Source organism: Ectopseudomonas toyotomiensis, from assembly GCF_900115695.1.
Classification (GTDB): domain Bacteria; phylum Pseudomonadota; class Gammaproteobacteria; order Pseudomonadales; family Pseudomonadaceae; genus Aquipseudomonas; species Aquipseudomonas toyotomiensis.
Genome location: NZ_FOXK01000006.1, coordinates 226,725 through 248,450 on the forward strand (window position 1 = coordinate 226,725; position 21,726 = coordinate 248,450).

At 63.6% G+C, this 21,726-nt stretch carries 25 protein-coding genes; 6 read left to right on the plus strand and 19 right to left on the minus strand.

Features of this window, described 5'->3' with window-relative positions; translation table 11 throughout:
* Positions 1–75 precede the first annotated feature (75 nt).
* The 4 genes from BM186_RS14135 to BM186_RS14150 all read left to right on the plus strand — a co-directional run bounded on the left by BM186_RS14135 (position 76) and on the right by BM186_RS14150 (position 3,905).
* The gene (locus tag BM186_RS14135; RefSeq protein WP_074916063.1) at positions 76–990 is read left to right on the plus strand and encodes an urea transporter; all 915 of its coding nucleotides are present in this window, start codon (positions 76–78) and stop codon (positions 988–990) included.
* Positions 991–1,026: 36 nt separating this feature from the next.
* Positions 1,027–1,410: a hypothetical protein gene (locus tag BM186_RS14140; RefSeq protein WP_074916065.1), complete on the plus strand. Its 384-nt coding sequence runs from the start codon at positions 1,027–1,029 to the stop codon at positions 1,408–1,410.
* An 87-nt stretch (positions 1,411–1,497) separates the two neighbouring features.
* Positions 1,498–2,364, plus strand: coding sequence for an ion transporter (locus BM186_RS14145; protein WP_074916067.1), 867 nt, complete (start codon positions 1,498–1,500; stop codon positions 2,362–2,364).
* Between the two features lie 83 nt (positions 2,365–2,447).
* Complete coding sequence (locus tag BM186_RS14150; protein ID WP_072425661.1) at positions 2,448–3,905, plus strand: SLC13 family permease; 1,458 nt, start codon at positions 2,448–2,450, stop codon at positions 3,903–3,905.
* A gap of 110 nt (positions 3,906–4,015) precedes the next feature.
* Here the strand turns inward: BM186_RS14150 and BM186_RS14155 are convergent, their stop codons facing one another.
* The 10 genes from BM186_RS14155 to ccmA form a co-directional block, all read right to left on the minus strand.
* A complete protein-coding gene (locus BM186_RS14155) occupies positions 4,016–4,342 on the minus strand; it encodes a hypothetical protein (RefSeq protein ID WP_074916069.1) in 327 nt (108 codons plus the stop codon).
* A complete protein-coding gene (gene ccmI, locus BM186_RS14160) occupies positions 4,339–5,550 on the minus strand; it encodes a c-type cytochrome biogenesis protein CcmI (RefSeq protein WP_074916071.1) in 1,212 nt (403 codons plus the stop codon). The genes BM186_RS14155 and ccmI overlap by 4 nt, the downstream gene beginning before the upstream one ends.
* Positions 5,547–6,035 (minus strand): cytochrome c-type biogenesis protein, encoded by a 489-nt coding sequence (locus BM186_RS14165; protein WP_072425664.1) that lies wholly within the window; start codon positions 6,033–6,035, stop codon positions 5,547–5,549. Before BM186_RS14165 ends, ccmI begins: the two co-directional genes overlap by 4 nt.
* Entirely contained in the window at positions 6,032–6,571 is a 540-nt protein-coding gene (locus BM186_RS14170) for a DsbE family thiol:disulfide interchange protein (protein ID WP_072425665.1), read from the minus strand. Before BM186_RS14170 ends, BM186_RS14165 begins: the two co-directional genes overlap by 4 nt.
* Positions 6,568–8,541, minus strand: coding sequence for a heme lyase CcmF/NrfE family subunit (locus BM186_RS14175; RefSeq protein ID WP_074916073.1), 1,974 nt, complete (start codon positions 8,539–8,541; stop codon positions 6,568–6,570). Before BM186_RS14175 ends, BM186_RS14170 begins: the two co-directional genes overlap by 4 nt.
* Entirely contained in the window at positions 8,538–9,026 is a 489-nt protein-coding gene (ccmE, locus tag BM186_RS14180) for a cytochrome c maturation protein CcmE (RefSeq protein ID WP_072425667.1), read from the minus strand. The genes BM186_RS14175 and ccmE overlap by 4 nt, the downstream gene beginning before the upstream one ends.
* Positions 9,023–9,199, minus strand: coding sequence for a heme exporter protein CcmD (gene ccmD, locus BM186_RS14185; RefSeq protein WP_021489619.1), 177 nt, complete (start codon positions 9,197–9,199; stop codon positions 9,023–9,025). Before ccmD ends, ccmE begins: the two co-directional genes overlap by 4 nt.
* Positions 9,196–9,951, minus strand: coding sequence for a heme ABC transporter permease (locus tag BM186_RS14190; RefSeq protein WP_074916075.1), 756 nt, complete (start codon positions 9,949–9,951; stop codon positions 9,196–9,198). Before BM186_RS14190 ends, ccmD begins: the two co-directional genes overlap by 4 nt.
* Positions 9,952–10,015: 64 nt before the next feature.
* Complete coding sequence (gene ccmB / locus BM186_RS14195; protein ID WP_003460796.1) at positions 10,016–10,687, minus strand: heme exporter protein CcmB; 672 nt, start codon at positions 10,685–10,687, stop codon at positions 10,016–10,018.
* Positions 10,684–11,328 carry a cytochrome c biogenesis heme-transporting ATPase CcmA gene (ccmA, locus tag BM186_RS14200; RefSeq protein ID WP_074916077.1) on the minus strand — a complete coding sequence of 215 codons (645 nt, stop codon included), beginning with the start codon at positions 11,326–11,328 and terminating at the stop codon, positions 10,684–10,686. The genes ccmB and ccmA overlap by 4 nt, the downstream gene beginning before the upstream one ends.
* A 204-nt stretch (positions 11,329–11,532) precedes the next feature.
* On the opposite strand from ccmA, the gene fliK reads away from it, so the two are divergent.
* Positions 11,533–13,062, plus strand: a complete 1,530-nt coding sequence (fliK, locus tag BM186_RS14205) for a flagellar hook-length control protein FliK (RefSeq protein ID WP_074916079.1) — start codon at positions 11,533–11,535, stop codon at positions 13,060–13,062.
* Positions 13,059–13,400, plus strand: coding sequence for an EscU/YscU/HrcU family type III secretion system export apparatus switch protein (locus tag BM186_RS14210; protein WP_074916081.1), 342 nt, complete (start codon positions 13,059–13,061; stop codon positions 13,398–13,400). Before fliK ends, BM186_RS14210 begins: the two co-directional genes overlap by 4 nt.
* Here BM186_RS14210 and BM186_RS14215 read toward each other — a convergent pair.
* The 9 genes from BM186_RS14215 to BM186_RS14255 form a co-directional block, all read right to left on the minus strand.
* Positions 13,381–13,824 (minus strand): rhodanese-like domain-containing protein, encoded by a 444-nt coding sequence (locus tag BM186_RS14215; protein ID WP_072425672.1) that lies wholly within the window; start codon positions 13,822–13,824, stop codon positions 13,381–13,383. The two genes, BM186_RS14210 and BM186_RS14215, sit on opposite strands and share 20 nt — an antisense overlap.
* Before the next feature lie 144 nt (positions 13,825–13,968).
* The gene (locus tag BM186_RS14220; protein WP_072425673.1) at positions 13,969–14,391 is read right to left on the minus strand and encodes a DUF2802 domain-containing protein; all 423 of its coding nucleotides are present in this window, start codon (positions 14,389–14,391) and stop codon (positions 13,969–13,971) included.
* Positions 14,392–14,394: 3 nt separating this feature from the next.
* Positions 14,395–14,874 carry a chemotaxis protein CheW gene (locus BM186_RS14225; RefSeq protein WP_003243242.1) on the minus strand — a complete coding sequence of 160 codons (480 nt, stop codon included), beginning with the start codon at positions 14,872–14,874 and terminating at the stop codon, positions 14,395–14,397.
* Positions 14,875–14,969: 95 nt separating this feature from the next.
* Positions 14,970–15,773 carry a CheW domain-containing protein gene (locus BM186_RS14230; RefSeq protein WP_074916082.1) on the minus strand — a complete coding sequence of 268 codons (804 nt, stop codon included), beginning with the start codon at positions 15,771–15,773 and terminating at the stop codon, positions 14,970–14,972.
* An 86-nt stretch (positions 15,774–15,859) separates the two neighbouring features.
* On the minus strand, positions 15,860–16,648 hold the full coding sequence (locus tag BM186_RS14235) for a ParA family protein (RefSeq protein WP_021489627.1): 789 nt from the start codon (positions 16,646–16,648) through the stop codon (positions 15,860–15,862).
* 82 nt (positions 16,649–16,730) lie between these two features.
* Complete coding sequence (gene motD, locus BM186_RS14240) at positions 16,731–17,540, minus strand: flagellar motor protein MotD (RefSeq protein ID WP_072425675.1); 810 nt, start codon at positions 17,538–17,540, stop codon at positions 16,731–16,733.
* A 12-nt stretch (positions 17,541–17,552) separates the two neighbouring features.
* Positions 17,553–18,293, minus strand: a complete 741-nt coding sequence (locus BM186_RS14245; RefSeq protein ID WP_017679181.1) for a flagellar motor protein — start codon at positions 18,291–18,293, stop codon at positions 17,553–17,555.
* Between the two features lie 25 nt (positions 18,294–18,318).
* On the minus strand, positions 18,319–19,455 hold the full coding sequence (locus BM186_RS14250) for a protein-glutamate methylesterase/protein-glutamine glutaminase (RefSeq protein WP_003460776.1): 1,137 nt from the start codon (positions 19,453–19,455) through the stop codon (positions 18,319–18,321).
* 45 nt (positions 19,456–19,500) lie between these two features.
* Positions 19,501–21,720, minus strand: a complete 2,220-nt coding sequence (locus BM186_RS14255; RefSeq protein WP_074916084.1) for a chemotaxis protein CheA — start codon at positions 21,718–21,720, stop codon at positions 19,501–19,503.
* Between the last annotated feature and the right edge of the window lie 6 nt (positions 21,721–21,726).

A 21,726-nucleotide genomic window follows, 5' to 3' on the forward strand; every position in this document is an offset into this window, starting at 1 on the left:
AGCGACACGGAAAGCTCCCCTCTCCAGCTTGCGGGAGAGGAGCTGGGGGGAGAGGGCTCTCTTGGCACATACATCATGCCTCCACTACCAACCTCACACCCTGCCCGGCAAAGCTTGCGCGCCCTGCTCTGCGGCTTCGCCCAGATATTCCTGCAACAGAGCCCCGGCTGCGGCCTGCTGGTACTGATTGCCATCCTTATCGGCGCGCCCGACCTGCTGCCCGGCGCCTTGCTCGGCGGCCTGACGTCGATGCTGATCGCGCAACACCGCGGCTACCCACCTGCCGACATCGCCATCGGCCTGTACGGCTACAACGGCATCCTGCTCGGTCTACTGCTCAGCCTGAAACTGCCATGGACACCGCTGCTGCCCGTGCTGATCATCACCAGCGCCGCCCTGTCCAGCCTGCTGCTGGCCCCATGGATGCGGAGCATGCGCAAACATGGCTGGCTGCCCGCCTTCACCTTTCCCTTCGTGCTGCTGGGTTGGCTGTTGCTGGCTCTGGTCACCCAGTTGCAGCTGCCACTTGCAGCACCCACCAGCTCGCCCAGCGCACCGGAACTGAACTTCCTGCAACTGATGCTCGCCGTGCTGCGCGGCCTGGGCCAGGTCATCTTTCTCGACTCGCCACTGGCCGGTCTGTGCCTGCTGATCGGCTTGCGCCTGGCCGATGGCCGCACGGCGCTGTGGGCGCTGCTGGGTTCCAGCGGCGGCTTCGCCCTGGCGATCTTCTCCGGCTGGCCCGGCGAGGGTGCGCTGGCCGGTCTCTACGGCTACAACGCCACTCTGGCGGCCATTGCCCTGGCCCAGGTACACCGTAGCCCACTGATACCGGCCCTCGGCATTCTACTCGCCCTGCTGCTGCAACCCGGTTTCAACGCCCTGGGTCTACCTGCCCTGACCATGCCCTTCATCCTCGCGTGCTGGCTGATCAGGGCCGGTACACAAAGTTGGCAAAAGGCAGTCAAGGACAGCACCCCGAGAGTCTAGAATCGCGCAACAGACCGCAAAGGGAGCGCGCGGAACATGGACAGACGAATTCTCGGCCTCAGCTTGCTATTGGCAACCGCTGCGACCTACGCAGAGTCAAACCCGAGCCTGATCGGCCCTGTCAGCGATATCGTGGTGATCGCGGATGGACTCGGCTCGGAGCAAGAAAACTGCCAGAGCTTCAAGGTCAGCGAAGCAATGGTCGCCGATTTCCTGCGTCATGCCATCCTCATCACCCACCGCCAGGAGCACGACTGGTACCTCCACGGCTCCTGCCAGGCCCATGGCACCTTGAGCACTCGCTACGGTAAATGGCAGTGGCAGCTACTCAATCTGGGCACCGCGCGGATTACAGCGGTCACCGGTGATACCTTTGTGCTCGGTGATCCGCGGGAGGAGTCTTCGCTGGAAGGAGATTGAGAACAGAGCAGCAAGCACAACCACGGCCTTGCCCTCACTCCGCCTTCCTGCCTAGGCTGTGCCCTTTCGCTTAATTCGGACCTTGCCATGGAAAACCGGCAGACTTGGCGTCAACGCCTCTACATCATCATCTTCGAAACCAGCACGCCGGCCGCTCAGCGCTTCGACAACTGGCTGCTGGTGTCCATCCTCGCCAGCCTGGTGGTGGTGATGCTCGACAGCATCGAGCACTTCCACAACCAGTACGCCGATGTGTTCGGCGCGCTGGAGTGGTTTTTCACCGCACTGTTCGCCATCGAGTACGGCTTACGCCTGTACAGCTCGCCCAAACCGATGCGCTATGCCTTCAGTTTCTTCGGCCTGGTGGACCTGCTGTCGGTGCTGCCGGCCATCCTGGCGTTGATGTTCGCCGATGCGCAGTACCTGATGATCGTCCGTGTCATCCGCATGATCCGCGTCTTCCGTGTGCTCAAGCTGCGCCAGTACCTGACGCAGGCTAACTTCCTGCTGGTGGCGCTGCGCGGCAGCAAGCAGAAGATCGTGGTGTTTCTGGTGAGCGTCTCGACCCTGGTCACCGTTTATGGTGCGCTGATGTACGTCATAGAAGGCCCGGCCAACGGCTTCACCAGCATTCCTACCGGTATCTACTGGGCGGTGGTGACGCTGACCACCGTGGGTTTCGGCGACATCACCCCGCAAACCCCCGTAGGCCAGATGCTCGCTACGCTGGTGATGATCACCGGCTACTCGATCATCGCCGTGCCCACCGGCATTTTCACCGCCGAACTGGCCAACGCCATGCGCCAGGACGGGCTGATGGAGCACGACTGCCCGCATTGTCGGAAGAATCGTCACGAATACAGCGCGGCGTTCTGTAGTCGCTGCGGTGGACCGCTGTTCAGCAGACAGACCGAGCCGTCATCGTCGGCGCAAAGCACGCCTGAAACAGACTGAAGCAAAACCGATTGGCCACCGCGTGGTCATAAAGTCGCCCTGTGGGCTATAAAGCCCGACTTTTTAGCTGAAGGAAGCGCGCCATGGCCGTTACCACCAATGAATCCACGGCACCTGCCAAGGCCGCCTGGATTGGCCTGATTCTGGGCCCCTTGCTACTGCTCGTCTGCCTGGTCACCGAGCCGCCAGCCGGTCTCTCCAGCACCGCCTGGGCCACCATCGGCCTGACCCTGCTGATGGCCACCTGGTGGTCGACCGAAGCCATTCCGATTCCGGCCACTTCGCTGCTGCCAATCCTGTTGATTCCGGCGCTGGGCATCGACAGTCTCAACGCCGCGACCGCGCCTTACGCCAACCCGACCATCTACCTGTTCCTCGGTGGTTTCGTCCTGGGCCTGGCCATGGAGCGCTGGAACCTGCACAAGCGCATCGCGCTGATGACGCTGCTGGCCATGGGCAGCAGGCCCAGCAGGCAGATCGCCGGGTTCATGATGGCCACGGCCTTTCTCAGCATGTGGGTGAGCAACACCGCCACCACCATCATGATGCTGCCCATCGGTCTTTCGGTGATCGGCATGCTTACCAGCGAGCAGAGCACCGGCGAAGCCGACCGTGAACGCTTCGCCACCGCCCTGCTGCTGGCAATCGCCTACGCCGCCAGCGTCGGCGGTATCGCCACGCTGATCGGCACCCCGCCGAATGCCTTGCTGGCCGCCTTCCTCGCTGACAACTATGACGTGCAGATCGGCTTCGGCCAGTGGATGCTGCTGGGCGTGCCGGTGGCGATGATCATGCTGGCGTTCATCTGGTGGTGGCTGACGCGCGGCGGTTTCAACCTGGCCGGGCACGACAGCACGCAGCTGATTCGCAGCGAACTGGCCGAGCTCGGCCCGCTGAGCCGTGGCGAGAAGCTGGTGGCGTTGGTATTTGTCATTACCGCGCTGGCCTGGGTATTCCAACCGCTGATCTCCGGCTGGGTGCCCGGCGTCAATGACACCAGCATCGCCATCGCTGCGGCGCTGGCGTTGTTCATGATTCCGGTGGACGTCAAACAGCGCGTGTTCCTGATGAACTGGGAAAGCGCCAGCAAACTGCCCTGGGGCGTGCTGCTGCTGTTCGGCGGCGGCCTTTCGCTGGCTGGGGTGATTCGCAGCACCGGTCTGGCCGAATGGATCGCACAGAGTCTCGGTGCGCTGGGCGCCCTGCCGGTGATCGCGATGATCGGCGTGGTGGTGCTGGTGATCATCTTCCTTACCGAGGTCACCTCCAACACCGCCACCGCAGCCGCCTTCCTGCCGCTGCTGGGGGCACTGGCCGTATCGCAGGGCATGCCGGCAGAGCTGTTGGCGATTCCAGCCGCCATCGCTGCCAGCTGCGCCTTCATGATGCCGGTGGCGACGCCGCCTAACGCCATCGTGTTCGGCACCGGGCATATGAAGATACAGTCGATGATCAAGGCAGGCTTCGCCCTCAACCTGTTCGGCGTGGTGCTGGTGACGCTGATCTGCTATGTGCTGGTGGGCATGATCTGGGCACATTGAGCCTGGATCGCACCAACAAGAACGGCGCCTTCGGGCGCCGTTTTCATATGCGGTTGTAGGGTGAGTGCATCCTGCCAGGTCGATCGGCGGGTTTCACCCGCACTACGCGATCAGCGGTGCTGATACTGGCGGAACAACCCCGGCGGAATACCCGAGCTGTCGGTTTCCTTCCACGGCCCGCCAGCTTGCGAAGACCAGCTCCAGCCGCCGTCCCAGCGGTAGAAGATGCGCTCGCGGTAGTACAGATCACGCGCACCTTCGACTACATAGACGCCCAGCCCCGGGTTCCAGTGGCTCTTCACCCCAGGCGGCGGCGCGTAGCGCGGGTGCGACGGCTGCTGCACCGGCGGCAACTGGCCAACCGGTGTACTCGGTTGCTGCAGTACGCAGCCGCTCAGGCCAAGCCCGAGCGCGCAGGCCAGCACCAGACGCTTCACTGGGCCTGCCCGTCGCGGCTGTCGATCAGCAGCGCCTGAACGTCACGGGCGGTGTTGGCAACCGGGCCGGTCTGGCCGGTCCATTCGCCCTGGGTGGCGTTACCCGCACGGGATACACGCGCCACCAGTTGCACCTGGTCGAATCGGGAAATCTTCAGTTCGGGCATCATCGCATCCACATCGGAAAGGCTGATCTGCACCGGCAGGTCGGAAACCTTCAGGCGTTTGACCGCCAACGGCATCGGCGGGCCACTGAGCGCGCGGGCGAAGACGAATACGGCATCGTCCGGCTGCACACTCTGCTGCACTTCAGGCGACAGCGATACGCTGACCTCCAGCGCATGCACCTTGGCGCCTGGCTCGGCGGCAGCGCTGGGCTGCTCCCCCTCGCCCACCTGCTGACGAGCGCGTTCGATACCGCCGGCGATGGCCGCACGCGACGGGTCCTGCTCCGGCAGCACGGCGACCAGGCGCTCCCAGTAGCGCACCGCATCAGCATAACGCTGGCTTTCATAGGCGGCGATACCGAGCAGGCCGAGGCTGGTGACCTCTTCCGGATCGGCCTTCAACGCTTCGTCAGTGAGCGTCTGCATCTGCTCGCTCCACCGCTTGCCTTCGGCGAAGTACAGCGCCTGCGCCCATTGGCCGAGCAGCTCCGGGGCACGCCCGGCGATCTCCACGGCACGCTCAAACGCCTTGGCGGCATCGCCGGCACGCTCCTGCGCCATATAGGTACGACCGAGGAAGTACCAGGCCTCGGCAGACTCCGGCTGTTGCTGCACGGTCTGCTCCAGGCGCGCGGTCATCTCCTCGATGCTTTGCGGCTGTGCAGCGGCCAGTTGGCGAGTCTGTACGACCTCATCGACAGCGCCCCAGTGCAGGTACAGGGCCACGCCCAGCACCGGCACCAGCAGCGCCGACACCAGCGGAATCTTGCCGCCGAGCACGCTGCTGCGGCGCTGCACGCCTTCGGTGTCATCCAGCAGCTCGCGCGCGGCCTCGGCGCGACCGGCCTCCATTTGCGCTTCATCGAGCACGCCAGCCTGGAGCTGGGTTTCCAGCTCCTGCAGGCGCTCCTGATAGAGGGTGACGTTGAGTGCGGTACGGTCTTCTTCGGCCTGCAGCTTGCGAATGCGCAGTACCGGAATCAGCAGAAACGCCAGGGCAGTCAGCAACAGCAGCCCGGCGGGCAACCAGAAATCGATCATCGGTCTTTCTTGTCCTGAGAGTTTTGCTCGAGCAACGCGGCGAGACGCGCCTGCTCATCGACGGAGAGGCCAGCAGCAGAGCGGTCCTTGTTCTGGCCACGGCGACGCAGGACGATCACCCCGAGCACACCGAAACCTATCAGCAGCAGGCCGGCCGGGCCGTACCAGAGCAGCAGCGTGCGGCTGGTCAGCGGCGGTTTGTAGAGCACGAAATCGCCATAGCGCGAGACCAGGAAATCAATGATTTCCTCGTTGCTCTTGCCCTCTTCGAGCATGCGGAAGATCTCATTGCGCAGATCCATGGCGATCGGCGCGTCGGAGTCGGCGATGTTCTGGTTCTGGCACTTCGGGCAACGCAGCTCTTCGATCAGGTTGCGATAGCGCTGACGCTCGGCCTCGTTGGCGAACTCGAAGGTATCGATGGCGGCATGGGCGCTGGCCAACAGCCCCAGTGCCAGACCGGCACACATCAACAGGCGCTTCATGGCTGGGCCTCGTCAACCAGTTGCTGGTAGATCGGCGCCAGCTTCTCGCGCCAGACGCGCTCGTCGATGGTGCCGACGTACTTGTGACGGATGATGCCCTTGGCATCGACGAAGAAGGTTTCCGGCGCGCCGTACACACCCAGGTCCAGACCGAGGCTGCCCTTGGCGTCCTCGATGTTGAGCTGATACGGGTTGTGCAGGTCGCGCAGCCATTTCTGCGCCGGCTCGCGCTTATCCTTGTAGTTGACCCCATGGATCACCACGCCGGCCTCAGCCAGCTTGTTCAGCACCGGATGCTCGTGGCGGCAGGCCGGGCACCAGGTGGCCCAGACATTGACCAGCGCAGGTCGGCCCTTGATGTCGGCCTCGCTGAGGGTGCGCTCGGGATCATCCAGCGACGGCAGGCTGAAGGCCGGGAACGGCTTGCCGATCAGCGCCGAGGGCAACTCGGAGGGGTCGAGAAACAGGCCGCGATAGAGGAATACGGCGATCGCCAGGAAGGCCAGCAGCGGCAACAGCAGGAGCAGGCGTCTCATGCGCTGGCCTCCTGCATGCCCAGGGCTTCACGCACGCGGGTTCTGACCTTGATCCGGTAGCGCTTGTCGGCAGCAGCGAGGAAGCCGCCGAAGCCCATCAGCAGCGCGCCCAGCCAGATCCAGCGGACGAACGGCTTGATGTGAATGCGTACGGCCCAGGCGCCCTCCTCCAGCGGCTCGCCGAGGGCGACGAACAGGTCGCGAGTGAAGCCGGCATCGATGCCTGCCTCGGTCATGGTCGCCTGCTGCACGGTGTAGAGGCGCTTCTCCGGGTGCAGCACCTTGATCTGCCGCTCGCCGTCGAATACGCGCACCGTGCCCTTGTCGGAAATGAAGTTGGGGCCTTCGTGATGCACGGCACCGTCGAACTGGAAGCGATAGCCGCCCAGCTCCACGGAGTCACCCGGCGCCATGCGCAGATCGCGCTCGTAGCTACCGAGGCTGGTGAGTACCACACCCAGGGCGCACACGGCGAAACCGAAGTGCGCCATCTGCATGCCCCAGTAGCTGCGACCCAGGCTCGGCAGGCCCTTGAGCAAGCCCTTGTGGCGCGTCTTGTCGAGGATGTCGCGCACGCCAGCGAGGATCACCCAGAAGGCCAGCAGGCAGACGGCCAGCACCGCCCAGTGGAAATCGCCGTGCAGGAAGGTGGCGACTACCGCCAGCACCACACTGGCCACCAGCACCGGCGTCAGCATGCCGCCCAGCCATTTCAGCGGGGTGTCCTTCCAGCGCACCAGCACGCCGACGCTGATCACCGCCATCAGCAGTGCCATCAGCGGCAGGAACAGCGCGTTGAAGTAAGGCGGGCCAACCGACAGTTTGGCGCCGGTCAGCGCGTCAAGCACCAGCGGATAGAGCGTGCCGAGCAGGATCATCGCGGCCGACACCACCAGCACGATGTTGTTGACCAGCAGCAGCGTCTCACGCGACCACAAGCCAAAGCCGACCTGGCTCTTGACCACCGGGGCACGCACGGCGAACAGCGCCAGCGAACCACCGACCACGATCAGCAGGAAGGCGAGGATGAACACGCCGCGCTCCGGGTCGGTGGCAAAAGCATGCACCGAGGTCAGCACACCAGAGCGGACCAGGAAGGTACCCAGCAGGCTGAGGGAGAAGGCGGCGATGGCCAGCAGCACGGTCCAGCTCTTGAACACCCCACGCTTCTCGGTCACGGCCAGCGAATGGATCAAGGCAGTGCCCACCAGCCAGGGCATGAAGGACGCGTTCTCTACCGGGTCCCAGAACCACCAGCCGCCCCAGCCCAGTTCGTAGTAGGCCCACCAGGAGCCCAGGGCGATACCGATGCCGAGGAAGGCCCAGGCGACGATGGTCCAGGGACGCGACCAGCGCGCCCAGGCGGCGTCCAGCTTGCCGCCGAGCAGCGCAGCAATGGCGAAGGCGAAGGCCACCGAGAAGCCGACATAGCCCATGTACAGCATCGGCGGATGCACGATCAGGCCGAAGTCCTGCAACAAGGGGTTGAGGTCGCGGCCATCAGCCGGCGAGTTCGGCAGCAGGCGCTCGAAGGGGTTGGAGGTGACGATCAGAAACAGTAGAAACCCGATGCTGATCATGCCCATCACTGCCAGCACACGGGCGAGCATTTCTTCCGGCAGGTGGCGCGAGAAGATCGCCACGGCAAAGGTCCAGCCCGCCAGGATCAGCGCCCACAGCAGCAAGGAGCCTTCGTGCGCACCCCATACCGCGCTGAACTTGTAGTACCAGGGCAACGCACTGTTGGAGTTGTGCGCCACGTAGGCGACGGAGAAATCGTCGACCATGAAGGCATAGGTCAGGCAGATGAAGGAGAACAACAGAAAGGCGAACTGACCCCAGGCGGCCGGCTGCGCCAGGCTCATCCACTGGTGGTCACCGCGCCAGGCACCGATCAGCGGCAGCGTCGCCTGTACCAGGCACAGGCACAGCGCCAGGATCATCGCCAGATGGCCGAGCTCGGGGATCATTGTGCACTCTCCTGCTGATAGCCCTGTTTGGCGGCTTTGGCCTCATTGTGCTTCTGCATCATTCCGCTCTTTTCCAGCGCCTGCATGACTTCAGGCGGCATGTAATTCTCGTCGTGCTTGGCCAGTACCTCGTCGGCCACCAGCACGCCCTCTGCATTGACCCGACCCAGGGCGACGATGCCCTGCCCTTCACGGAACAGATCCGGGAGGATGCCGTGGTAGCGAATGGTCACGCCGTGAGCGCCGTCGGTGACGACGAAGTCGACTTCCAGGGTGTCGGCGGAACGCTTGACCGAGCCTTCCTCGACCAGGCCACCGGCACGAATGCGAGTATCGACCGGGGCTTCGCCGTTGGCGATCTGACTCGGGGTGTAGAACAGGTTGATGTTCTCCTGCAGCGCGGTCAGCGCCAGCGCCACGGCGATGCTGACGCCGCAGAGGATGGCCAGAACGATATACAGGCGTTTCTTGCGAACCGGATTCACTTCGACTTCTCCCGGCGCAAACGGCGCGCCTCGTCTTGCAGGTAACGGCGGCGCGCCAGGATTGGCAGCACCACATTCAACGCCAGGATCGCCAGGCTGATGCCATAAGCGCTCCAGACGTAGGGGCCATGAGTTCCCATGGCGAGAAACTCGGAGAACGACGCGAAACTCATGCCTTGCCCTCCACCAGCGTCTGCACTTCGGCTTTCACCCAGCTGCTGCGTGCTTCACGCTTGAGCACTTCCAGGCGCATGCGATAAAGCAGCACGGCGCCGAAGAAGCAGTAGAAACCCAGCACTGCCAGCAGCAACGGCAGCCACATTTCCATCGGCATCGCCGGTTTTTCGGTGATCTTGAAGGTGGCGGTCTGGTGCAGTGAGTTCCACCACTCCACCGAGTACTTGATGATCGGAATGTTGACCACACCGACGATGGCCAGCACGGCGCAGGCCTTGGCGGCGCTGTCGCGGTTGCTGATGGCGTTGCCCAGGGCGATCACGCCGAAATACAGGAACAGCAGAATCAGCATCGAGGTAAGGCGTGCGTCCCAGACCCAGTAGGTGCCCCAGGTCGGCTTGCCCCAGATGGCCCCGGTAAGCAGCGCGATGGCAGTCATCCAGGCACCGATGGGGGCGGCCTGCTGCACGGCGACATCGGCCAGTTTCATCTTCCATACCAGGCCGACCAGGCCGGCAATGGCCAGGGTCACGTAGATAGACTGGGCGAGGAAGGCCGCCGGAACGTGGATATAGATGATGCGGAAGCTGTTGCCCTGCTGGTAGTCCGGCGGCGCGAAAGCCAGGCCCCAGATCAGGCCAGCGGCAATCAGCAACACGGCAGCGATACTGAGCCAGGGCAGCCAGCGGCCGCTCATCTCATAGAACCACTTGGGCGAACCCCATTTGTGAAACCACGTCCAGTTCATGCTCGACTCATTATTCAGGCCTGATCCGGCGGTTACCCGGTCAGATGTCAATCACGGTTCGTTGTTATTCACCGACGCTGATGGTCAGACCGGCGGCAATCGCAAAAGGTGTCAGGGTCACCGCCAGGGCGGTGAGGCTGGCCAGCCACAACAGGTGGCCGCTAGCCGGCAGTCCTTGCAAGGCCGCCTGCAGCGCCCCGCTGCCAAGAATCAGCACCGGGATGTACAGCGGCAGGATCAGCAGCGCCAGCAGCAGGCCGCCGCGCTTGAGACCAACGGTGAGCGCCGCGCCCACCGCGCCGAGCAGGCTCAGCACCGGGGTGCCGAGCAGCAGGGAAATCAGCAGTACCGGCAGGCAACGCCCAGGCAGACCGAGCATCAGCGCCAGCACGGGCGCCAGCAAAACCAGCGCCAGACCACTGAAAAGCCAGTGTGCCAGCACCTTGGCCAACACCAGAAGAGGCAGGGGGTGCGACGAAAGGACCCACTGTTCGAGCGAGCCATCCTCGAAATCACTGCGGAAAAGCCCGTCCAGCGAGAGCAGCACGGCCAAAAGGGCTGCGACCCAGACCAGGCCCGGAGAAAGGGTTTGCAACAATTGCGTCTCTGGCCCCACCGCCAGCGGGAACAGCGCAATGACAATGGCGAAGAACACCAGCGGATTGGCCAGGTCGGACGGACGACGGGCGAGCAGACGCATTTCGCGCGACAGCAGTTGAGTGAAAACGTTGCTCATGCCGCGTACTGCCCCAGATCCAGATCGCGATAGGTCGCTGGTGTGCATTGCAGGCTGTGGTGAGTAGTCAGCACCACGACGCCACCACGCTCGCAATGGTCGGCCAGGTGTCCTTCGAGTTGCGCCACACCGCTCTTGTCCAGCGCAGTGAAAGGCTCATCGAGCACCCACAGTGGCGGCGTATCGGCCAGGTACAGACGTGCCAGGGCGACACGGCGCTGCTGGCCGGCCGACAGGGTATGGCAGGGAACATCCTCGAAACCGCGCAGGCCGACCGCCTCCAGCGCCTGCCAGATCGCCTCGCGATTGGCCGGGCGATGCAGCGCACAGAGCCAGGCCAGGTTCTCTTCGGCAGTCAGCAAGCCCTTGATGCCGGCGGCATGGCCAATCCACAACAGGTTGCGCGCCAGCTCGCTGCGCTGCTCGGCCAGGGCCTGCCCCTGCAACAGGATGTCGCCGGAGGTCGGCTGACGCAGGCCAGCGATCAGCCGCAACAGGCTGGTCTTGCCACTGCCGTTGGGGCCGCTGATCTGCAACATGTCGCCTGGCTGCAGGGCGAAGTGCAGTTGCTCGAAGAGCATGCGCCAGTCCCGCTCACAGCTGAGCGCCACGGCTTCGAGAAGGGGAACGGGACGGGTCATCGATACCTGGCAGGGTTAAAGTCGACGGTGCTCCGGCCGCTATACTGACGCGTGCCGGAAGTGCGCTGCGCAACGGGCCGGCATTATACATGTCGCATCACTGTCCCCGCAGTCAGCATTTTCGACAGGGTGTTAATCTGTCGCAGACAAATCGGCCGTAGGCTGTACTCGCGAAGCGGTACGCCATCAGATACGTGAGAGCCCATGAGCGAAATCAGCAGCCCACGCCCGCTTCCCCCTTCCGTGCCGGTGATGCGCAACACTGCGACCGCCGCAGACATGGCCGTACGCCTGTTGCAGCCGCTGGAAGGCATGCTGGCGGCCGGCGAAAGCGCCAAGGCCGAAGTCGTGGCGATTCGCGAGCAGGCGCAAAGCTTCCAACTGCTGCTCAAACTGACCCTCGCAGGCGGCAAACAGGCGACTTTGCAGGCTGAAAGCCCCAGGCCACTGGCCCAGGGCAGCGCGCTGGTGGTCACCGCACTGTCGGACACTCGCCTGGCGCTGGCCTTGCAGGCAGGCGGCGACAAACCGCTGACCAGCCTCGACCTGCAGCAACTGCCGCCCGGCACCCTGGTCCAGGGCAAAGTGGTCAGCCGCGACGTTTTGCCGCCGCAGGGTGCGCAAACGATCTATCGCCTGGTGGTGAACCTGCTCAATACCCCCCTCGCCGGCAGCCAGTTGGCGCTCGACAGTCCGCTGGCGCTGCCGCTCGGCAGCCTGCTCAGCGCGCAGGTGCAGGGCAGCCAGAGCCTCGCCTTCCTGCCGCTCAGTGGCCGCCTCGATCAATTGGTGCTGGGCCAGCAACTGGCCGCCCAGCAGAATCGCCAGGCATCGCTGGAGGGGCTGTTCAAAGGCTTGCAGAAACTGAGCGGCGGCGATGAAGCCCTGCGCGGCAGTATCGACAAGCTGCTTGGCGCCCTCCCCGACAGCGCACAGCTGAGCACCGCCAAGGGCCTGGCGCAGGCGCTCGAAGGCAGCGGTGTGCTGCTCGAAGCCAAACTGCTGCAGGGCCAGACCGGCACATTGCCGCAGGACCTGAAGGCCAACCTGCTGCGCCTGATCGCTCAACTGATGCCGCAACTGCCAGGTGTCTCCGGCCCCCTTGCCGGCCTGCAGAACGCCCTCAGCCAGAACCTGCCCAACCTGGCCCGGCAACTGCTCGGCGCAGGCGCACCCGGCTCGGCGCGCCAACAGGCGCTGACCTTCCCATTACCTTCGCGCCTGTTGCAGAACATGGATGGCGAAGCCGACCTGGAAACCCTGCTGAAGCTCGCAGCAGCGGCCGTCTCACGGCTGCAGACCCACCAGCTATCGAGCCTTGCGCAAACCCAGGTCGACGCCAACGGCAACCTGCTGACCACCTGGCAGTTGGAGCTGCCCATGCGCCATCAGCAGGAGGTGATTCCGCTGCAGGTCAAACTGCAGCGTGAAGACAGCGGCAAGGCGGAAAAGGCGGAACAGAAGGAAACGCTCTGGCGCGTGGAACTGGCCTTCGATCTCGACCACCTTGGTCCTCTGCAGGTTCGGGCTCAGTTGCTACGCGGCAGCCTCTCCAGCCAGTTATGGGCCGAGCGCGCCGATACCGCATCGCTGATCACCGCCGAACTGGGCAACCTGCGTGAGCGCCTGCAAGCCGCGGGCCTGGAGGTGGGCGAGCTGGCCTGCAGCCAGGGCATGCCGCCGCAAGGGCCGAAGACCTCGCTGGAACAACGCTGGGTGGACGAAACCGCATGAGCCGCAAACCGCAGTCCGAAGCGCGTCAGGCCATCGCCCTCAACTATGACGGGCAAAACGCGCCGATACTCAGCGCCAAGGGTGATGACGAACTGGCCGAAGCCATTCTCGCCATCGCTCGCGAATACGAAGTACCGATTTACGAAAATGCCGAGTTGGTGCGTCTGCTGGCGCGCCTGGAACTGGGCGATGCCATTCCGGAAGCGCTGTATCGCTGCATTGCCGAGATCATCGCCTTCGCCTGGCACCTGCAGGGCAAGGCCCCGCCGGGTTTCGAGGCCGATGCCGAACGCGACGTCACCCCGCCGCTGCCCTTGCTCAAGGGTCCGGCGAGCTGAGCGCCAGCCGCTCGTTGGTGCTGCCCTTGCTGCTTGGCATATCGAACAACTGCCAGGCGAAGTAACCGCCACGAAAATAGAACACACGGGTAAAACCCCAGCCAACGGCCTGCTCGACCGCGACGGCACTCTGCGCACACACCTCACTGTCGCAATAGATGACCAGGGGCACCTCGCGCGGCCAGGGCACCTGCGCCAGAGATGCAAAGTGCCAGCGCAGATCCAGATGAATGGCACCCTCGACATGCCCCCAGCCCCATTCTCGAGCCGGCCGCACATCGATGAACAGTGCGCCATGGTCGTGCAAGTGCTTGGCCTGCATCACGTTGACCGTGGTCGCACCCGCGACCTGCAGCGGCGCCTCCTGAGCAACCAGGGGCTGGCAGAGCAGCCAGCCAAAGAAAAACACAACAAGACGATGCATGACCAATCCCCCGTGACGACCACAGCCGGACGAACCACTGCCTTCTATCAGCGTAGATGGGCGCACAGGGACGCTAGGATTGATTGCGCAGGCGGCAGGGCCTGCTAAGAACGCGCTCGACTATGCGTCAAGGCGTGAGGAAGGCTATTGCGACTGGCCTGCCTTGGGTGTGTGCAGGCGGCTGATCAGCTCGGCCTCGGCCTTGCTCAGACCGCAGGACTGGGTCAGGTCATCGACGCTGGCGCCCATGCCCACCAGGCGAGCAGCCTGAGTGAACGACAGGCTGCTGGGGTCACGCTGTTCGATCTGGCTGACCTTGTCCGGCAGCGGCGCCACCACACGGCGCAGCTCATGCAGCTCTTCGCCCATGCGAATGCTGCCGGTCAGGTAGGCGTCGAGACGCTTGCTCAGCTCCCTGATCCGCGCATCGCGCACAGCGTCACGCTTGGCCTGCTCGGCCAGCAGGCGCTGCTGGTTGCGGTACAGGCCTTTGCAGACGATGCCCAATGCCACGCAAAGCAGCGCCACGAAGGCCAGGGCCGCGGCAAGCATGGCGAACTCGGACATGGCTCAGATGCTCTCCAGCTCCGACCACTCTTCCTCGGACATCATCTTGTCCAGCTCGACCAGGATCAGCAGCTCGCCGTTCTTGTTGCACACGCCCTGGATGAACTTGGCCGACTCGTCGTTGCCGACGTTCGGGGCAGTCTCGATCTCGGACTGACGCAGGTAGACCACTTCGGCCACGCTATCGACCAGAATACCGACCACTTGCTTGTCCGCTTCGATGATGACGATACGGGTGTTGTCGGTGACCGGCGCCGAACCCAGGCCGAAACGCTGGCGGGTATCGATCACGGTGACCACATTGCCACGCAGGTTGATGATGCCCAGCACATAGCTCGGAGCACCCGGTACCGGGGCGATCTCGGTGTAACGCAGGACTTCCTGCACCTGCATCACGTTGATGCCGTAGGTCTCGTTGTCCAGGCGAAAGGTCACCCACTGCAGAATCGGATCTTCGGCACCTTGTGCAGAACTTTTCTTCATGTCCCTAGCCTCATCAAAAACCGCTCAGTGCGGCATGCGCGGGTCGACCCGCTTGTCATCAACTATAGAGCCCGTAGGCACAGGCTCACCAATTCTCAATGCAGTTTTCCGCCATTGAGGCGTTTCGCCCCGCCGCTGGCGATCAGCTCGGCCAGTGCCGCCACGTCGAGCAGCGCGCACATGTGCTCGATCACTGTACCGGCCAACCAGGGGCGCTGGGTACGCTGACTGCGCCACTTGACCTCGCTCGGGTCCAGGCGAATCGAACGGCTGACCTGATGCACCGACAGCCCCCACTCGTAGCCCTGCACCGAAATCACGTACTGCAGGCCTTCGCGGAAGTCATCTCGGTAACGGTCCGGCATCACCCAGCGTGCAGTGTCCAGCACCTTGAGGTTACCGGCCTGGCTCGGCAGGATACCGAGGAACCAATCCGGCTGACCGAACAGCGGCGTCAGTTCCTGACCTTCCAGTGGGTAGATCGACCCCAGGCAGATCAATGGCACGGCCAGGGTCAACCCGGCAACGTCGAACAGCAGGCATTCGAACGGCTCCTCGGCCCAGGCCGGGCGACCATCGGCCAGCAGCGCAGCCGGCTGCGGCGCCAGCTCGGCAGTGGGAGCAAGCGCTGGCGGCGCCTCATCGATGAGCGGAGCCTGTGTCGGTGCGAGCAATTCAACCGGCGCGACGTCCACCTGTACCTGCGGTTCAACCACGGTAGCGAGCACAACCGGCTCGACCAGCCGCGCATCGCGCACCTGCTCCTCGAGCACTGCGGCCTCGAACTCGTCGAGGCTGACGGACATCTCCAGTTCGGCGGCGGCCTCCTGCAGCAGCCCGTCAAGGTAGGACTGCAGGGCCAACTGGGAACGCGTGGCGGTGGCGAGGTTACGACTCATGACTGGAACCCGGAATAAGATCTTGACAGCCTATCGGCCGCTGCATGCTCCGACTTGAGTGTCGCAGTTCAACACAGACGCTCATTTCAAGCCACCTGCGCCGCCGGCTGATGACTCAGAAGATGCTTCAACAGCGCACGATAGGCGATCACCCCACGGCTGCCCGCATCGAACTGCGAGGGCGTGCGCCCTGCCCGGCTGGCATCACGCAAGCGCGTGTCGACCGGGATATAGGCCGGCCACAGGTGCTCGGGATAGGTATTGCGCAGTACCCGCAGCGTACTCATGGACGCCTGGGTACGACGGTCGAACAGCGTCGGCACGATGGTGTAGGGCAAGGCCTGCTTGCGCGAACGGTTGATCATCGCCAGCGTGGTGATCATCCGCTCCAGGCCCTTCACCGCGAGGAACTCGGTCTGTACCGGAATCACCAGTTGCTGGCTGGCTGCCAGGGCGTTGACCATCAGCACGCCGAGCAATGGCGGGCTGTCGATGACGGCATGATCGAAATCTTCCCACAGCTGCGCCAGGCTCTTGGCGATAACCAGACCCAGGCCACTCTGCCCCGGCGACTGGCGTTCTAGCGTGGCCAGCGCGGTACTCGACGGCAACAGGGAGATATTCTCGTGACTGGTACTGTGCAGCAACTGCTTGGGCAGGCCTTGCGGCACATTGCCCTGGTGCAGGAACAGATCGAAGCAACTGTGCTCCAGCGCATCGGGGTCATGACCGAAATAACTGGTCATCGACCCATGCGGATCGAGATCGACCACGACCACACGCTTGCCGGCATCGGCCAACAGGCCTGCCAGAGCGATGGAGGTGGTGGTCTTGCCGACCCCACCCTTCTGATTGGCTACTGCCCAGACTTTCATTTTCTCTCATCCTCCCGGCAAGAGGCGCTCAGGCCGAGAATGGCTGTCGCACGCACGCAGCTGGCGACTGGGATTTGACGGCTCACGACTGTGGAACCCCCGACGCAGACGCTGGTGCAGGTTGCGTGCCAGCCTCCGACTGCTGGGTCGCGGCACTGCCAGCGCCACGTCGCGTGTCGAGGTTGCGCGAAATCACCAGCACCACCCGGCGATTACGCCCCCTGCCCTCGGCAGTGGCATTGTCCGCCACTGGCTGGAACTCACCGTAGCCCACGGCCGCCAGACGTGAAGGGTCGACGCCATCCATGGCCAACATGCGCACGATGCTCGCCGCGCGCGCCGAAGACAACTCCCAGTTGGTTGGATATTGAGCGGTCTGGATCGGCAGGTTATCGGTGAATCCTTCCACCTTAACCGGATTCTGATAAGGCGCCAGAATCTTGGCGACCTTCTCGATGATGTCGAACGCCTGATTGTTCGGAATGGCATCACCACTGGGAAACAGCAGACTGGAGCTGAGCTCGATCTCGATCCACATCTCGTTGCCGCGCACGGTCAGCTGATCACTCTGGATCAGCTCGCCAAACACCTCGCGCACGCTGGAGGCGATGCTTTGCAGGGTCGAATCCGAGCTGGGGTCGTCCATCGAGGTGTTATCAGGCTCACTGGTGCGCGGCCGCTCCTCGCCAACCGGAATCGGCTTGATCGAGCGATCGGGCTGATTGAACACGCCCGTCAGCGACTCCGAGAGGATCTTGTACTTGCCTTCGTTGATCGAGGAAATCGAGTACATCACCACGAAAAAGGCGAATAGCAAGGTGATGAAGTCGGCATAGGAGACCAGCCAACGCTCGTGATTCTCGTGCTCTTCATGATGCCGCCTGCGCGCCATGCCATACCTCCATCAGTCCATGAAGCCTTGCAGCTTCAGTTCGATGGAGCGCGGGTTCTCACCCTCGGCGATGGACAGGATGCCTTCGAGGAGCATCTCGCGGTAACGCGACTGGCGCAGCGCGATGGACTTGAGCTTGTTGCCCGCCGGCAGCAGCAGCAGGTTGGCGAAACCGACGCCATAGATGGTGGCAACGAACGCCACGGCAATGCCGCTGCCGAGCATGCTCGGATCAGCCAGGTTGCCCATCACGTGGATCAGGCCCATCACCGCACCGATGATACCGATGGTTGGTGCATAGCCGCCCATGCTCTCGAACACCTTGGCGGCCTGGATATCGCGCGCCTCCTGGGTATAGAGGTCGACCTCCAGAATACTGCGAATGGACTCAGGCTCGGCGCCGTCGACCAGCAACTGCAGACCTTTTCGCGCATAGGGGTCAGGCTCGGCATCGGCCACTGCTTCCAGGCCGAGCAGGCCTTCCTTGCGCGCCACCATGCTCCAACCGGTCACACGATTGATACCACCGACCAGATCGATACGCGGTGGGAAGAAGATCCAGCGCATGATGCTCATGGCACGCTTGAACACCTGCACCGGCGCCTGCAGAAAAGCCGCGCCCAGCGTACCGCCGATGACGATCAGCGCCGCCGGACCGTTGAGCAAGGCGCCAGCGTGCCCGCCTTCGAGATAATTGCCGCCCAGAATGGCAACGAACGCCAGGATGACGCCAATCAGGCTCAGTACATCCATGCGCATGTTTCCGACTTAGCGTTCGTCACTGGCAGGCCTCGGTCAGGTGCCGGCCGATGTCATCCAGGCCGTAGACCGCATCCGCCAGATTGGCTTTGACCACGGCCATAGGCATGCCATAGATCACGCAACTGGCCTCGTCCTGCGCCCACACCTGGCTACCGCCCTGCTTGAGCAGGCGCGCACCCTCACGGCCATCGGCGCCCATGCCGGTGAGTACCACGGCCAGCACCTTGTCACCGTAGGACTTGGCGGCAGAGCCAAAAGTGATATCGACACAGGGTTTGTAATTGAGGCGTTCGTCACCTGGCAGGATTTTTATCGCGCCACGCGCATCGACCATCATCTGCTTGCCACCAGGCGCCAGCAGCGCCAGGCCTGGGCGCAGGATATCGCCATCCTCAGCTTCCTTGACCTGAATGCGGCAGAGCTTGTCAAGGCGCTCGGCAAAAGCCTTGGTGAAGGCCGCCGGCATATGCTGGATCAGAACCAACGGCGCCGGAAAATTGGCCGGAAGCTGGGTCAACACGCGCTGCAGCGCCACCGGGCCACCGGTCGAGGTACCAATAGCCACCAGCTTGTAGGCCTTGCGCTTGGGCGCTGATGACGTAGGGGCTGCGCCACCGGCCGCTGCTGTCGGACGCGCAGGGACAGCGGGAGCCGGTGCAGCAGGTCGCGTCGAGACAGCAGGACGACTGGTCGGCGCCGCGCTCGGACTAGCCGCAGTCGGCGCCGGAGCCACCGCGGCCGCACTGAAACGGCGATTGCTGCGCGCGATGCTGTGCACCTTCTCGCACAGCATCTGCTTGACCTTCTCGGGGTTGCGCGAGATGTCTTCGAAATTCTTCGGCAGGAAATCCACAGCACCCGCATCCAGCGCATCGAGCGTGACACGGGCGCCTTCATGGGTCAGCGAGGAGAACATCAGCACCGGCGTCGGACAGCGCTGCATGATATTTCGAACCGCAGTGATGCCATCCATCATCGGCATCTCGTAATCCATGGTGATCACGTCGGGCTTGAGCGCCAACGCCTGATCGATGGCTTCCCGCCCATTGGTGGCCGTACCCACGACCTGAATACTGGGGTCAGCAGACAGAATTTCCGACACGCGCCGACGGAAGAAACCGGAGTCGTCTACCACCAAGACCTTGACTACCATACACACTCCTAGACGGCGTGGACCTCGGGTCCACGCCGCGAAACATCAGAAACGTCGAGCGTAGCGCTTGAGCATGCTCGGTACGTCGAGAATCAACGCGATGCGTCCGTCACCCGTGATCGTGGCGCCGGACATTCCGGGCGTGCCTTGCAGCATCTTGCCCAGTGGCTTGATTACCACTTCTTCCTGCCCGACCAGTTGATCGACGACAAAGCCGATGCGCTGACTGCCAACGGTGAGAATCACCACATGGCCTTCGCGCTGACCTTCATGGAAGGCCTGCGGTACCAGCCAGCGCTTGAGATAGAACAGTGGCAGCGCCTTGTCGCGCACGATCACCACTTCCTGACCGTCGACCACGTTGGTGCGCGACAGGTCGAGATGGAAGATCTCGTTGACGTTGACCAGCGGGAAAGCGAAGGCCTGATTCTCCAGCATCACCATCAGCGTCGGCATGATCGCCAGGGTCAGTGGCACCTTGATGATGATCTTCGAGCCCTGCCCCTTCTGCGAGAACACGTTGACCGTACCATTGAGCTGGGAAATCTTGGTCTTCACCACGTCCATGCCGACACCGCGACCGGACACGTCGGAGATCTCGGTCTTGGTCGAGAAGCCCGGGGCGAAGATCAGGTTGTAGCATTCGAACTCGTTGAGACGATCGGCCGCGTCCTTGTCCAGCAGGCCCTTCTCCACGGCCTTGGCACGCAGCACGTCGGCGTCCATACCCTTGCCGTCATCGGTGATCGACAACAGGATGTGATCGCCTTCCTGCTCGGCGGACAGCACCACGCGCCCAGCGCGAGCCTTGCCGCTCTTCTCGCGTTCTTCCGGGGTTTCCACGCCATGGTCGACGGCGTTGCGCACCAAGTGCACCAGCGGGTCAGCCAAGGCCTCGACCAGGTTCTTGTCGAGGTCGGTTTCCTCGCCCACCAGCTCGAGGTTGATTTCCTTCTTCAGGTTACGCGCCAGATCGCGGACCAGACGCGGGAAGCGGCCGAAGACCTTCTTGATCGGCTGCATGCGGGTCTTCATCACCGACGTCTGCAGATCCGCCGTGACCACGTCGAGGTTCGACACAGCCTTGGACATCGCCTCGTCGCCGCTGTTGAGTCCCAGGCGCACCAGACGGTTACGCACCAGCACCAGTTCGCCGACCATGTTCATGATCTCGTCGAGGCGCGCAGTGTCGACCCGTACGGTGGTTTCCGCTTCGCTCGCGGCCGGCGCCTTGTCGGCAGCCGGCGCAGGCGCGGCGGAAGCACGAGCGGCAGCAGGCTCAGCCTTGGCTGCTGCGGGCTTGGCAGGTGCGGCGGCCTTGGGCGCTGCTGCAGGTTTGGCCGCGGCGGCAGGCGCGGGCGCCGGCTCAGCGGGCGGCACGAATTTGCCTTTGCCGTGCAATTGATCGAGCAAGGACTCGAACTCGTCGTCGGTGATCTCATCACCCGCCGGAGCGGGCGCTGCAGCAACGGCTGCAACCGGAGCAGCGGCTTCGGCGGTGGCCGAGAACTGACCTTTGCCATGCAGTTGATCGAGCAGCGCTTCGAATTCGTCGTCGGTGATCTCATCGCCTGCCGCTACGCCAGCAGGCGCAGAAGCGCCTACCGCAGCGGCAGGCGTTTCGACCGTGCCGGCGAACTGCCCCTTGCCGTGCAACTGATCGAGCAGCGACTCGAACTCGTCATCGGTGATCTCATCGCTGGCACTGGTCTGCGCACTTGGGGCGGCAGCCGGCGCGTCACCCAGGGCATCGAGCAGTTGCTCGAATTCGCTGTCGGTGATGTCGCCCGCGGCAGCGGACGGCGTAACTGGCTGAGACACCGGCACGGGTTCCGGCTCGGCCTGCTGCACCGGCGCAGGAGCCGCTTCGGCGCCGCCCGGTTCGGCCAGGCGTGACAATGCCGCCAGAAGTTCAGGCGACGCGGGCGTCGGCTCGCGGCGCTCACGCACCTCGCCGAACATGCCATTTACTGCATCAAGAGCCTCGAGCACCACATCCATCAGCTCCGAATCGACGCGACGCTCACCCTTGCGCAGGATGTCGAAGACGTTTTCGGCGATATGGCAGCACTCCACCAACTCGTTGAGCTGGAGGAAACCCGCTCCGCCCTTGACGGTATGGAAACCGCGGAAGATGGCGTTGAGCAGGTTCATGTCGTCCGGTCGGCTTTCCAGCTCGACTAACTGTTCGGACAACTGTTCGAGAATCTCGCCGGCCTCTACCAGGAAATCCTGGAGGATCTCTTCATCGGCGCCGAAGCTCATATTGTG

Coding starts and splice junctions, on each gene's coding strand:
- BM186_RS14135 (WP_074916063.1), top strand. CDS start 76: ATGCCTCCACTACCAACCTCACACCCTGCCCGGCAAAGCTTGCGCGCC.
- BM186_RS14140 (WP_074916065.1), top strand. CDS start 1,027: ATGGACAGACGAATTCTCGGCCTCAGCTTGCTATTGGCAACCGCTGCG.
- BM186_RS14145 (WP_074916067.1), top strand. CDS start 1,498: ATGGAAAACCGGCAGACTTGGCGTCAACGCCTCTACATCATCATCTTC.
- BM186_RS14150 (WP_072425661.1), top strand. CDS start 2,448: ATGGCCGTTACCACCAATGAATCCACGGCACCTGCCAAGGCCGCCTGG.
- ccmI (WP_074916071.1), bottom strand. CDS start 5,550: ATGATCGATTTCTGGTTGCCCGCCGGGCTGCTGTTGCTGACTGCCCTG.
- BM186_RS14165 (WP_072425664.1), bottom strand. CDS start 6,035: ATGAAGCGCCTGTTGATGTGTGCCGGTCTGGCACTGGGGCTGTTGGCC.
- BM186_RS14170 (WP_072425665.1), bottom strand. CDS start 6,571: ATGAGACGCCTGCTCCTGCTGTTGCCGCTGCTGGCCTTCCTGGCGATC.
- BM186_RS14175 (WP_074916073.1), bottom strand. CDS start 8,541: ATGATCCCCGAGCTCGGCCATCTGGCGATGATCCTGGCGCTGTGCCTG.
- ccmD (WP_021489619.1), bottom strand. CDS start 9,199: ATGAGTTTCGCGTCGTTCTCCGAGTTTCTCGCCATGGGAACTCATGGC.
- BM186_RS14190 (WP_074916075.1), bottom strand. CDS start 9,951: ATGAACTGGACGTGGTTTCACAAATGGGGTTCGCCCAAGTGGTTCTAT.
- ccmB (WP_003460796.1), bottom strand. CDS start 10,687: ATGAGCAACGTTTTCACTCAACTGCTGTCGCGCGAAATGCGTCTGCTC.
- ccmA (WP_074916077.1), bottom strand. CDS start 11,328: ATGACCCGTCCCGTTCCCCTTCTCGAAGCCGTGGCGCTCAGCTGTGAG.
- fliK (WP_074916079.1), top strand. CDS start 11,533: ATGAGCGAAATCAGCAGCCCACGCCCGCTTCCCCCTTCCGTGCCGGTG.
- BM186_RS14210 (WP_074916081.1), top strand. CDS start 13,059: ATGAGCCGCAAACCGCAGTCCGAAGCGCGTCAGGCCATCGCCCTCAAC.
- BM186_RS14215 (WP_072425672.1), bottom strand. CDS start 13,824: ATGCATCGTCTTGTTGTGTTTTTCTTTGGCTGGCTGCTCTGCCAGCCC.
- BM186_RS14220 (WP_072425673.1), bottom strand. CDS start 14,391: ATGTCCGAGTTCGCCATGCTTGCCGCGGCCCTGGCCTTCGTGGCGCTG.
- BM186_RS14225 (WP_003243242.1), bottom strand. CDS start 14,874: ATGAAGAAAAGTTCTGCACAAGGTGCCGAAGATCCGATTCTGCAGTGG.
- BM186_RS14230 (WP_074916082.1), bottom strand. CDS start 15,773: ATGAGTCGTAACCTCGCCACCGCCACGCGTTCCCAGTTGGCCCTGCAG.
- BM186_RS14235 (WP_021489627.1), bottom strand. CDS start 16,648: ATGAAAGTCTGGGCAGTAGCCAATCAGAAGGGTGGGGTCGGCAAGACC.
- motD (WP_072425675.1), bottom strand. CDS start 17,540: ATGGCGCGCAGGCGGCATCATGAAGAGCACGAGAATCACGAGCGTTGG.
- BM186_RS14245 (WP_017679181.1), bottom strand. CDS start 18,293: ATGGATGTACTGAGCCTGATTGGCGTCATCCTGGCGTTCGTTGCCATT.
- BM186_RS14250 (WP_003460776.1), bottom strand. CDS start 19,455: ATGGTAGTCAAGGTCTTGGTGGTAGACGACTCCGGTTTCTTCCGTCGG.
- BM186_RS14255 (WP_074916084.1), bottom strand. CDS start 21,720: ATGAGCTTCGGCGCCGATGAAGAGATCCTCCAGGATTTCCTGGTAGAG.